The 12,943-nt window shown below is 54.8% G+C and carries 8 protein-coding genes; 2 read left to right on the forward strand and 6 right to left on the reverse strand.

Translation table 11 applies throughout. The features are described from left to right. Positions 1-38 precede the first annotated feature (38 nt). The 5 genes from QSJ80_RS00930 to QSJ80_RS00950 are packed head-to-tail and all read right to left on the reverse strand — an operon-like array spanning position 39 to position 6,979. The gene (locus tag QSJ80_RS00930; protein WP_285762389.1) at positions 39-788 is read right to left on the reverse strand and encodes an SDR family NAD(P)-dependent oxidoreductase; all 750 of its coding nucleotides are present in this window, start codon (positions 786-788) and stop codon (positions 39-41) included. 43 nt (positions 789-831) lie between these two features. Continuing rightward, complete coding sequence (locus QSJ80_RS00935; protein ID WP_285762390.1) at positions 832-2,142, reverse strand: MFS transporter; 1,311 nt, start codon at positions 2,140-2,142, stop codon at positions 832-834. 5 nt (positions 2,143-2,147) lie between these two features. Continuing rightward, on the reverse strand, positions 2,148-2,489 hold the full coding sequence (locus QSJ80_RS00940; protein ID WP_285762391.1) for a cupin domain-containing protein: 342 nt from the start codon (positions 2,487-2,489) through the stop codon (positions 2,148-2,150). A 5-nt stretch (positions 2,490-2,494) separates the two neighbouring features. Beyond that, entirely contained in the window at positions 2,495-4,693 is a 2,199-nt protein-coding gene (locus QSJ80_RS00945; protein WP_285762392.1) for a heparinase II/III domain-containing protein, read from the reverse strand. A gap of 24 nt (positions 4,694-4,717) precedes the next feature. Then, the gene (locus tag QSJ80_RS00950) at positions 4,718-6,979 is read right to left on the reverse strand and encodes a chondroitinase-B domain-containing protein (RefSeq protein ID WP_285762393.1); all 2,262 of its coding nucleotides are present in this window, start codon (positions 6,977-6,979) and stop codon (positions 4,718-4,720) included. Between the two features lie 399 nt (positions 6,980-7,378). On the opposite strand from QSJ80_RS00950, the gene QSJ80_RS00955 reads away from it, so the two are divergent. After that, a complete protein-coding gene (locus tag QSJ80_RS00955; RefSeq protein WP_285762394.1) occupies positions 7,379-10,489 on the forward strand; it encodes a TonB-dependent receptor in 3,111 nt (1,036 codons plus the stop codon). Positions 10,490-10,576: 87 nt separating this feature from the next. Here QSJ80_RS00955 and QSJ80_RS00960 read toward each other — a convergent pair whose 3' ends face one another. Beyond that, on the reverse strand, positions 10,577-11,341 hold the full coding sequence (locus tag QSJ80_RS00960) for a FadR/GntR family transcriptional regulator (RefSeq protein WP_285762395.1): 765 nt from the start codon (positions 11,339-11,341) through the stop codon (positions 10,577-10,579). A 613-nt stretch (positions 11,342-11,954) separates the two neighbouring features. Between QSJ80_RS00960 and QSJ80_RS00965 the strand changes: the two genes are divergently transcribed. After that, a complete protein-coding gene (locus QSJ80_RS00965; RefSeq protein ID WP_285762396.1) occupies positions 11,955-12,914 on the forward strand; it encodes a LysR family transcriptional regulator in 960 nt (319 codons plus the stop codon). The last annotated feature ends 29 nt before the right edge of the window (positions 12,915-12,943 follow it).

Genomic DNA, 12,943 nt, shown 5'->3' on the forward strand with positions numbered 1-12,943 from the left:
TGCCACCCTTATTTACCGCTACAAAAGACGAACTTTCTTTATGAGAACAGGAGTCCGCCATTGGTATCCATGTTGATACCGGTTACAAAAGTAGATTCTTCGGAGGCGAGGAAGGCAACCACATCTGCGATCTCGCTCGCCTTACCTTCGCGGCGCAGTGGCGTAGCACCGGCGACGTTGGTGCGCACTGCATCCTTGGTAAAGGTATCGTGGAAGGTTGTGCTGATCATTCCCGGGCACAAGGCATTAACACGAATATTTTTCGGGCCAAGCTCCTTGGCCATCGCCCGGGTAAAGGTCATTACCGCCCCTTTCGCCGTGGCGTAAGCAGCGGCACCGGGGCCACCACCATCACGACCGGCCTGGGAAGCGATATTAATAATAGAGCCACCATCCATCGCCGGCACCACTGCCTTGGTCAAAAGGAAAGTACTATTCAGGTTCAGCCTCACAACGTGGTCGAAAAACTCCTCGTCCATTTCATCAAGCGTCTTACGGGCAACAAGGCCACCAGCAACGTTTACCAGGACGTCCACAGTGGGACCATAGGCATTACTGGCCTCAGCCAGTACACGGTCAACATCGGCCTGCTTGGTCATGTCACCCTGAACAATGATCGCTTCACCACCGAGCTGCTTGATTTCCGCCAGCGTTTCTTCCGCCTGCGCAACGTTACTGAAGTAATTCACTACAACCTTGGCGCCCTCCGCCGCGAGCTTCAAGGAAATGGCCTTGCCGATATCGCGCGCACCACCACTGACGATTGCTACCTTGTTTTCAAGTTTCATGAGAACTCCTGCAGGATTTTTTAATTTCAGAATTTGTTTGTTTTCAGACATTGGATTCAGCCTGGATAAATCCAGCTTTATCAGTATTTTTTCTCTTTACCGGCTTGATACGGCCGCCAAGGAACAGCACCGATGCCAGCATCAGGGGCACAAGAGAGGCACCGAGAATAAAAAACGGCGGGTAATAAGTGCCATCATTGGTAATAACCGGAACCAGTTGAATCGCAGTAATTACGCTCAACACACCAACAGCGCCACTTATACCCGCCAAAGAAGCAACACTTTTTCCGGAAAAGTAGTCGCTTGGCAGAGTCTGAATATTGTTGATAGCCGCCTGGAAACCGAAAAGGATGATTGCGATCAGGCCGAGCGCCATTCCGGGGGTATCTGCCATCGTGGTGGCGAGCAGAGCCGGCAACATCAGCGCACCACCAAGCGCCACCGCAGATTTCCTGGCCCTGTTTACGCTCCAGCCGCTCTTCATCAAGCGGCCCGCAAACCAGCCTCCGAACAGCGCGCCCATGGCCGCACCGACGTAGGGAATCCATGCGGATGCCCCAATAGCCTTTACGTCAAAGCCAAACTTGTCGTTCAGGTAAAGCGGCAACCAGGCAACAAACAACCACCAGATTGGCTCGATAAAGAAGCGCGCGGCAATAACACTCCAGCTTTGGCGATGAGACAACAATTCGGAAAGTGTTGGCACATACTCGGGGGCATCGCTTTCCTCTTCCTCAACCTTCTGTCCAGTCAGGATGTATTCCCGCTCTTCGGCTGTAATCCATGGATGGGCATCTGGGCCACTCTTGTAAATAATCAGCCACGGTACCAGCCAGATAAAGCCGAGAGCTGCCACGACAATGAATGTCGCCTGCCAACCCAGGTATGCATACAGGAATGCCACCAGTGGCGGTGCGATAATGCTGCCCGCGGACGCACCCGCGCCGAAGATCCCCTGCGCCAGTGCGCGCTCGTGCACCGGGAACCATTCTGCATTCGCCTTGGTCGCGCCAGGCCAGTTGCCGGCTTCGCCGAAGCCGAGCAAGGTGCGGAAGACACTGAACGAAGCCACGGAAGTTGCGAACGCGTGCAGGGCAATCGATATGGACCACACGACAATGGACAGCATGAAACCAATGCGCGTACCAATCGCATCAAAAATTTTGCCAAATACCGCCTGACCGACAGCATAAGCGATAAGGAATACGCTCATGATGTTCGCGTAGTCATGGCCATCCATGCCCAGCTCATCGGCGATACCGGGCCACATGACCGAAAGCGCGGTCCGGTCGATGTAATTGATGATGGTCGCTATCGCGACCAGGGTAATCACCGTCCATCGTAAGTTTTTCATTATTGTTATCCTTCCAGGAAGTCTTGCCGACAGGGGCTGAAGGTATCGATCAGCACCCCGGCTTTTTTACAGGTCGCACCATGCAATAGATTTGGCGCAATATAGAAACTGTCACCAGCCGAAAGAAGTTGCACATCATTATCGACGGTAACCTCAAACTCTCCACTTTCTACGTAAGTAACCTGGGCGTGAGGGTGCTTGTGCAGATAGCCAACGCTGCCCTCTTCAAACCAGGCTTTCACCACCATCAACTCCTGGCCATAACCAAGAATTTGACGTTTGATGCCTTCGCCGAGATCTTCTACTTCGGCTTCAGCGGAATATACAAATGGCTTACTAGCAGGCATAAAACTCAACCTTTTTGGGGTAACTCGAACAACTGGTAGCGACCCTTGAGCGCGTAACGTGTGCCCTCTATTTCGAAAGCGCTTTCCTGGCCGGGCGTAGCACCTGCCTCACTATTGAATGCCAGCAGGTAGCGCGTGCCATCGGCAAACCCGAAGGACACGACATCGACACTACCGGATTTCTCATGCGACAGGCTCACAACCTGGCTTTCTGCTCCGATCGTGAATTCACGGGCCGGATTGTACTCACCGTGCGGCTCCAGCAGGCTGACGAAGGCATGCGCGCGGGCTTGTTGCTTTCTCTGGATAAAACTGTTTTCACTGCGTAAATTAAAATTCGGGTCGCTGCCTCCGAGCTGCGTAAAAAGAAGCTCGGTAGCACCATCATTCAACAGGGTTTTCGTATAGAAACGACCATTCCTGTTCAGCCAGGTAACTTTTGCAAGCCCCGCCTCTGGCTGAGCAACACCTTTCAGCCAGAGGTGCTGGTAGCCGTTTTTTTGGCCCAGGATCGGCAGGGTGGCTGCGTTGGCGACCACCTCAAAACTGGTATCAACAAGTTGCCCCTGATAGTGCAATGGCAAGTCATATTGACTGGGATTTTTTGAAGCAACATCAAACACATCGACCACCAGGGAGCGGTCATCGCTGAGCCGTAATAGCGCAAGCGTGCGTTTTAGCTGGACGTCACTGTATGCCGTATCGATTTTTGCGGCACTGATCGTCATCCGCTCATCATTCCCGAAGAAAATCAGCTCGGGGTGATGCTGATTACCTGTTTTGACATCGCCATTGAAATGCGATGTTTCATTGATCACAACGGTGTTATGGGCAACGGTTTGCTTTGCATAGGATTTGTTTTCTGGCAAATAGCGGCCACCAAATTTGGCCTCCACATTCAGGAACCGCGCCGCGCCGTAGTCGGACACAACTTCCTCCTGACTGTCGTAAAATTGCCAGCTCAGCTTGTCAAAATGCCCATGCCCCATGCCTTGCGCGGCCGGCTTAAATACCAGAGCCTGATCCGGCTGGCGCATTACCACCAGGGCACCCTCGTCGCCATTGCGACCGTCAGAAAATGCCTGGGATCTGAATGAATAGGGCGTTGCCTTCCCTGCATCCAGCGCCTGTGCCACGCGCAGACCATCGCCGGTCAATAGAATACTTTCCTGCTGCTGCGCGATATCTAGCAAGCCAGAGTCACGGGTCAACCCGTATGCAATCGTCACACCGAGCACCAGTTCTTCGGTATCGATACCCTTGCTGCGAATGGCATCATTGATCGGGAAAAACAGCTTGTTGTAGCTCAGCTGGATGGTGGTATCGATCGCCTTGAGCAACAGGCCGTCGCGATATTTGAAAATCTCACGCTGCGGCTCATTGTTGTCGATTGCCTTGGCAAAGGTTACGAATGGCATCAATGCATAGCGCTGATAGTAGGGGCCCTCGTTGTAATAGCCATCCGGTGAGAACAGGTCACTGATTTGCCGGAGGAAGCCACCCTTTCCGCTTTTGGACAGGTCAAGCAGCGCTTTTTCCACCCAATCCTGCTCTCCAAGGACATAGCCGGTCATACCTACAGCGGCAGTTGCCCAGGTTCCGTGGTTATGCACCTTGTTGAAGGTCGCGGGTGATTCCTCCGAGAGAAACAGCGCAACAGGACGCAACAGGTCCCGCTCGATTTTTTTCATCTCGGCATCGGAAAGCGTTTCACGAATCAGATCATAGGCCTGGATGGTGTAAACCAGCCAGACAGATTCATTCAAGCTCTGCCAGAACAGCTTGCCCGGGTTTTGCGCATTGGGCTTACGTTTCGGGTGCAGCGGCAGCGCTGGATACATATCGGAATATGTGAGCAGCATATCGCGTACGCGCTGCGCATACCTGGGATCCTCAGTAACTTGATAGAGAATGCCCGCGTCGTACATCAACTTGTAATTCTGCTTATGACGCTCGTGAGTAAAACCGCCACCGCCATCCTTTGGCAGCGGCACATTGATTGGCAGTCCAAGCCGCTTATCTACTGAGCCCTTGCTGGCCTGAAAAGCGTCCCGGAATCGCCCTTCCTCCTTGACGGCTGAGCGCATGGCAAGCACATCATCCAGATTGACCACCAGATTGGGGCCACCTGCCTGCGCGAATGGGGTCATCGCCAGCACCAGCACGGTCGCTATTGTGGCGAGAGTCAAATGCAAGACTTTCATATCGGTATTAGCCAGTCCCGTTACTTACTGGACACTGTTATCTGCCAGCACCGCGGTGTGCGGGCCCGACGCCCGCAACTCCACCACTTCCGGCAGATCGGTTTTGTGGAACTGATTACTGGAAATGCGGGTCTTTGGCTCACCAACTGTGTGCTCAACCTTGATAACCTGCGACGCTTCGAAGTGATTATTCTCGATCCTGGCTAGCTGTACCCCATGCAGTTTGAGCAGTGCAGCAGGCTTGTTGCGCTTGCCGAGGCCGGAAGAAAAAACCTTGTTGTCGGAGAACTCCAGGTGCGGACCGAAAGTGCTTTCGTCCGTACCGCCCCGGTAGAGATTCACCAGAGCACCATGAACGCCCCTGAATTCATTGCCTTTCAGTGTCACATACTCGGCGTTGTAAATACCCAGGTCGTCACGTTCTTTGTCGAGTCGTATCAGGTCACCGCTGATGTTTTCAAAGCGACTGTTTTCAACGGTAAACGACGTAGCAAACGCGCGACTTCCGGAATCGAAAAAATGAAAGGAGTGATTTACGTCCAGATGCTCCACCCGGGTATTGCGCATGGCAAAACGGTAGTTCTCAAGCATGCCCCAGCGCGCGGTACGTATAAGGGAGTTCCCTGCGGAGTCGGGCGCCTGCTTTCCGGAAAGCACCAGACCATCCAGCTCAAGACTGCCGCCATCAGCAATTTCAAACAGGGTCCCGCGCTCAGGCAATAGCGTAACCTTGCCCCGGTTCCGCGCGCGGATAGTAAGGGTTTTATTCAGACTTACTGTTTTGCGTACCGTATAGATGCCATCATCCAGCACCAGTACATCTCCGGCGGATGCGGCTTTGGCGGCATCGAATAGCGCATCTTCAGCCCAGGTGACTTTCACAGTATCACCCGATCCGAAAGGCACAATCGGGTCAGCTTTCGGGTACCATGCCGGCCCAACCTGAGCGCGTGTTACAGGAGATAGTTCACGGCTAGCACCCACGGATGCTTTTGCATCTGCGTCTGGATAAAGCAACCCGTTCTCTGCCCGGGTCAAGGTGACAGATTGTTGATCCAACCCCTTTTGCACATTGACATCCAGGCCATCACCAACAAGTGGTGAAGAGACGTTACCCGCAAAGTGGATGCCGGAAATATCATCAAATACTGAAAACGGCGATTGCTTGTCTTCCTGGAAGATCAGGTTGCCGGCAAATCGGCTATCAAGCGGTACTGCGGAGCGCTCATCATCACTACCTGCCGCCAGGTGGATGTGATCGACATTGATAAAGCTGTTATGCGATATGTCGGCGTTGACAACACGATGGTAGCGGTTGATCGGTGAGTTCGGCACACCGTTCATTACAGTGAATCCACTGCCGAAACGAAAACCGGTCAAACCTTCCAGATAGTTGTTCCGAATGACCTGGTCACGATTGATTACGCGAATACCACCCGTGTGGTCCACGCCATTTCCAAAAAACACATTGCCTTCCACCAGGTTACCGTTGCCATGGCGCAGAGTCAGGGTGCCCCGGGACTCAAAGAAGGTATTATTCAGAATCCGGTTTTTACCGGATTTCACCGATATGATCTCCACTTCCCCATCACAGCGATCGAAGAAGTTGTTCTCGACCAGGGTATAGGAGTCTGTCAGGGAGTAGTGACTCGTTCCGATACGGAGAGTCTCGCCACCATTGGAGCCCAGCATGGGACGGGGCCCGAAGTAATTGTGATCGATACGATGGTGGTTTTCCTGACTGGCCTCACTATCGAGACGCACCGCCATGGTCACACCCTTATTACGCTTACCTACCAGATGATTGTGGTCGAATCGATTATTGCGGCCATACATGGCCACCCAGTAATCCGACTCGAAGCGCTCCGGGTTACTGTAGTTGTCGATCACCACCTCAGTAACACGGGAGTTATTCGCCAAGTGCTGCTTATTGCGACGAAACTCGATGACCGAGCTGCTCGGCGTAAAGCCATCCTTGAACACGAGACCGGATACCACCAGGTGGTTACCGCCGAGGCGCAGATTTGATTGACCAGTCAGGAAGACCTTGCCTTTTTCCTCGGCCGTCAGGGTGATGGGGCGACCCTCTTCCCCTTCTCCACGAAAGACCATTTCAAAGTCTTTCCAGGTGCCGTTGGCAAGCACAATGGTATCGCCCGGCTCTGCGGCCTTCACCGCATCGCGATAAGCCTTCTGGGTATTGACCAGCACTTCCGCTGAGAGAGCTTGCTGGGCCACCAGCAACATCGCAAGTGACAGCACCGTTTGTCTTATTAGAGTTTTCATAAACTTCGGGCTCTGGCGGTTATACGGACGTGCCATGCAAGATACAATGGCCCATCCTTGTCGTTATGTCTGGCAGCGTAAATCGGACAAACCGGATTGTCAACCAATTGGACATACCAATACTTGAGGCGCGCAGAGATAAAATGACAGGAAACGCAGTAATGCCCGTGAAAAAGCAAAAATAAGCCCGTTTGGTCTGACCAAAAAACGTATTTTTTCGGGAAACTGGTTGACTAGGTGGTTGGCTGATGCGAGTTTACGCTCCGTCGAACAATTATATTCGTGTCTTTTTACTGGGGGCCAACCATTGGCCAGACCAATATAAGGTGTTCACACAGTACCGCAGGCATGATGAGACTGCCGGGCAATATCCACGCGCAAACAACCCTGGGGGTAAAGATGCGTAATAAAAATAATAACGATGCAACTGCTGTCGTCGTACGAGAAGGACAATTCCGTAAAACGCTATTGGTTAGCGCCATCGCAGCCGTTTCCTTTATGGGTTCCGCCCACGCACAGGAAGCCGCGAAACAGGCGGAGACAGCAGGGGTTATTGAAGAGGTTAACGTAACCGGCACTCGTAAGACTGTTCAGAACACCATTGAGATGAAGCGCAATGCCACCACCATCGTCGACGGCCTGTCTGCCGATGAGATTGGTGAGCTGCCTGCGCTATCCATCGGTGAGGCACTGGAAACCGTAACAGGTGCTTCTTCCCACCGGGAAAACGGTGGTGCCACCGAAATCTCCATTCGCGGCCTGGGCCCGTTCCTCGGTTCAGCCACATTCAACGGCCGCGAAGCCACCAATGGCAGCGGTGACCGCTCCGTGAACTTCTCCCAGTTCCCATCGGAACTGATGAGCAAGCTCGCGATTTACAAGACTCAGGACGCCAGCCTGATCGAGGGCGGTGTTGCCGGCCAGATTGCTCTGGAAACCCTGAAGCCGCTGGATTACGGCAAGCAGCGCTTCCAGTTCGATGCCAAGGGCAACTGGAACCCGGACCAGCAGAATATAAAAGATTCTACTGAGGGCGATATTGGCTTTCGCGGTACCGCCAGCTATGTAGACCAGTTCACCTTCGACAATGGCGCGGCCCTGGGCATCTCCCTGGGCGTACAGAAAAGTGAAATTTCACAGCCGGAAGCGGAAATGCGGTCCTCAAGCCCTACCGGCAGCTCGCGCTATGCCTGTATTAATGACCCCTCCGCAACCTGGGAAGGTTTTTACGGCCCCAGCGGCGACTGTGAAGACCAGCGCGCGGATGCGCCTTATGACCCGGATGGCGATGGCGATTTCTCCGAGAGCAACCAAGGCTACGTCACTGCGGTAAACCCGGAAACGGGCCTTGCCTACAGTGATGGCCTGGACTATGCATTTGTCTCCAGCTCCAACGGCTACCGCCAGAACGACACCTCGGACACCCGTGATGCGGTATTCGTTGCCCTCCAGTTCCAGCCCAATGAGAAACTGGATATCAACCTGGACCTGCAGCAATCAGAGCGCACTCAGGCAGAGCAGCGTCACGACCTCAACTTCGCCAACCAGAAGCGCAACACCCCCGGCGTGACGGCACAGAGCCTGATCGTGTCCGACAACGGTGCGATTTACCAGTGGGCCGGCGAAACTGCGATCGAGTCCAACAGTGAAGTTTACTCCCGTGCAGAGGAGTATCTCGGTTACGGCCTGAACGTTGACTTCCAGGTAACCGATGCACTGTCTATCTCTGCGGACTACGGCTTCTCGGAAACCACACGTGAAGAACTGCAGGTTTCCCTGCGCACCCAGTCTGACAACGATGACATCTTCAATGAGGACACTACTGCCGGCTACCGTCCGCTGGTGGAGTGGAACATGGGCTCCGGCGTGCGCCAGTACACCGTGTACGACTTCGACGTAACCGATCACACCCTGTTCTCGGACGAGTACCGTGTGCGTATCGATTCCGACGTTGATCGCAGGAATACCGTTGAGGCCTTCCGTACCGACTTCAATCTTGAGCTGGATAACGAGACCATCACCGCGATCAAGGGCGGCATGCGCCTCTCCGAACTCGAGTACCTGAATCTTGGCGGCACCCGCTTCACCACAGACAACCTCGATGACAGCTCCGAGGAAGAGCGCGCGCTGATTCTCGCGATCAACGAGGCCTGCCGCAACAACGCTTTCCCGGAAAGCGGCTTCTTGTCCGAACCGGCCAGCGGCAACCTGATTACCAATATCGACTCCTCCACCGGCCAGGCGACTTCGGGTACCGGCAACGGCTGGGCGACCTTCGACACCATGTGTGTCACCAACATGATCCTCGACGCACAGGGTTATGAGTTCGCCTACCCGGAGCAGTTCCGCAAGGACCCGGGTACAACCGATGTCACCGAGACCACCACCGCGGCCTACGTGATGGCGGACTTCGAAAGTGCCATTGCCGACACCCCGGTGCGCGGTAACTTCGGTGTGCGCGTAGTGCAGACGGAAGTGGATTCTGTTGCCTACCGCACCGCGTACGAAATTGTCGAAGATGGCGGCGGCTTCCTGTCCATGCAGCAGGTGGATGGTGCAGACTACGAGCGCGTTTCTGAAGATCACAGCTATACCGAGGTACTGCCTAGCTTCAACCTGGTAGCCGACCTCACGGACAACCTGATCCTGCGCACCGGCGTGTTCCGCGGTCTCTCGCGCGCCGATCCGAGCGACATGGGCTATAACCGCTCCTTCTCGCTGAATGGCGGCGCCGACATCACGGACCCGAACGACCTGATCAGTAACGTATCCGGCTCAGGCAACCCGCGATTCGATCCGCTGACATCCTGGAACTTCGACGCCAGTATCGAATGGTATCCGAACGACGACTCCATGCTGGCAGTGGGCCTCTACCACAAAAAGTTCACTGGCGGTTTCGAGCAGGTTCGTACTTCCGAGAGCTTTACCGTTGATGGCGAAACAGTTTCGGCTGACTTCACCATGACCCAGACCAATGAAGACACCAACGACCTGAACGGCATCGAGATCACCGGTACCCACCGCTTCTCATACCTGCCGGGCTTACTGAGCGGGCTGGGTACAAAGATCAGCTACAACTATGCCGATTCCGACTTTGAGTTTGAGGACAGCAACTACGGTTCCATCACCGTTCTGGCGGACGATGGCAGCGTTTACTCACAGACCAAAGGTATCGTCGCACCGGGCAACGTCCCCGGATTCTCCGAGCACGTTTTCTCCGGCCAGCTGTACTATCAGATCGGCAAGCTGGACACCAGCCTGATCTACAAGTACCGCAGCGAGTATTTCCAGCCCTACACCAGCAACGGCACGCGCCTGCGTTTCGTTGGCGATGTGGGCGTCTGGGAAGCACGTGCTTCTTACGAGCTGACCGACAATGTGAAGCTGAGCCTCGAGGCCATCAACCTGTTTGATGAGCCCAAGAAGCAGTACTTCTACACCAGGGATACACTGGGTGAACTGAATAGCTACGGTCCCCGTGTATTCATGGGCCTGAAAGCGAAGTTCTGATCTCTCTTTGGCGGTGTTGCGCCGCCTGTTTTATCCCACAAAAAAACCCGCTGCAAAGCGGGTTTTTTTGTGCCTGAAAAATATGATTCAGTCGTCGAGGCGCTCGATGGAGAAACGCTTGCGGCGCTCGCTCACCTCACGCCGCACCACTTCAACCGCCCGGGCTTCCGATGCTTCGTGCAGTGCGTCAATGGTACGACCAAAGTGACGTCGCATGGCCTGTCGCGCCGCCTGCGTGTCGTGCTTTTCCAGTGCCTTAAGGATGGCCAGATGCTCTGCGAGGCGCTTCTGCCCGTTTTTCTTACACACAGATTTGTGTACCGCAACAATCTCGGGGTCGTGCTCCTGAATATCCCAGAGGCTGCAAATGGTATGAATCAACACACGGTTGTGCGTAGCCTGCGCAATAACTTCATGGAACTTGCGATCAGCCACTTCAGAAGTCAGGTTACCCTCTTCATTCTCCCGCACCATTTCATGATAGGCGGCACGCAGCTGGTTCAATTGCTCATCGGTAATCATCGTGGCCGCGAGCGCGGCGGCTTCACCCTCAAAAAGGATGCGCGCTTCGGTCAACTCGAACGGGCTGAACTCCTGTCCGCTCGGCAGTACGTCTGGCCGTTCCGTGACGTATACGCCGGAGCCGGTCTTGACGATAACGCGCCCCATCACTTCCAGCGCAATGATCGCTTCGCGAATACTCGGACGACTAACATCAAACCGCTCGGATAATTCGCGCTCGGACGGCAATCTGGAGCCGACCGGGTACTCGCCACTGTCGAGCATCACCAGCATCTTTTCCACCACCAGCTGGTAAAGGCGCCGGCCGCCATGTGTTGGGTTACTCACCATAATAAATTCCAGACTCTACCTACTGCGGACAACGAGAGTACGGCCAGGTACCTGCGGTTATCCGTTCCGGTGGAATTCTACCACAATTGGTCTTACAGCGAAGAAAATTGGTCTAACCCGTGCGCGGCTCACCGATTTTCACAGGCATCAACGACAGGCATAAAAAAGCCCGCCGGAGAGGCGGGCTGGAAAGTACATCTACCACAATACAACCACAAAAAAAGCGTTACATCGGGTAAGGACTGGATTCCGGAAGGGGAATCCGGGCGCGCTTAACTGGGTACGCGCCCATTGGCAATTTGCCAAGAAACATCTAACGACAAGTCAGAATTCAGGCTTCGCTCAGGTCATCCCAGGCGATTGCCGCCAGCAGAGCCAGCGCAACAGTAAAAGTAGCGATCACAAGACACCTCCATTTGTGTTCACGGATCAAATTAGACTGATTGCATCTTTCGGGTGAGGAACAAATTCTTTTCTCTAAAAGCCTTCAGGTGCGGAAGGAATACTATTCCTTTGGTATACATGCTTCAAATGACTTAATTTCAAATATGAAATGACTTTTATTCATAGTATATTCAGACGCCAACCTGATTGTGTTAGCCGAGCCTGAGCCGTGGAAGACCAGACCCTGATTCGCACCGACCTCAACCTGCTGGTGGCACTGCAGGTACTGCTGGAAGAGGGCACCGTTTCCAGAGCCGCCGAGCGCCTGTTTGTTACCCAGTCCGCCATGAGCAAGACCCTGGCGCGGCTGCGCGAGCTGTTCGATGATCCGCTGTTCACCCGCGCCGGGCGCCAGATGGTACCAACGCCTAAGGCCCTGGAGCTGGGTGAGCAACTCAAGCCCTTACTGGAGCAGACCCGCCGCCTGGTGGCCCCGCGCCAGTTTGACCCCGGCCAGTTTCGCGGCGAGCTGAGTGTGGCGGTGGCGGAATTTATCGGCATGATGTTGATGCCGCGCCTGATGGCGCGGCTGGAAAAGCGCGCGCCCTTCCTGCGCATCCGCGCGCTGAGCCGGGTCGAAGGCCAGCTGGGCAAGCTTGCCAGTGGCGAGCTGGATGTAGCCATCCAGTTGACCCGCTCCCACTATGGTCCCGAATACCGTGCCCGACCCGTCGGGGCCATGCCGCCTTCCATCCTCGTGCGCGAGGGACACCCGCTGGTTGGTCGTGAGGACGTGAGCTGGGACATGATGGAGGCCTACCCCAGGGTGGTGCTCTACATCCCGGATTCCCGTTACCTGCAGGTGGCCTTGCAGGACAAGAATTTTGTGCGCTTCCGGGACAGCCGCAGGGGTATTTTTGAAACGACGCACCTGATGACGGCGCTGGAGGTGGTGCGCAAGTCCGACTACCTGATGGCCGCACCGCCGTACATCGCCCACGACACCCACCTAGGCAGTGGCCTGGCCACGCTACCCTGGCCGGAGAAACAGAGCCTCAACCTGCACTATATGCTGGTGCGCCACCAGCGCAGTGACAGCTCCGCCATTCACCGCTGGCTGGAACAGGAAATCCTCGACCTGCTACAGGAGGACCGGGAGGAGCTGCGCGGCTTTGGCTTTATCTGCTAAAGGGGTTTCGTCTGCTAACGGGGTTCTAC

Origin of the sequence: Biformimicrobium ophioploci (assembly GCF_030270605.1) — a bacterium.
GTDB lineage: Bacteria > Pseudomonadota > Gammaproteobacteria > Pseudomonadales > Cellvibrionaceae > Biformimicrobium > Biformimicrobium ophioploci.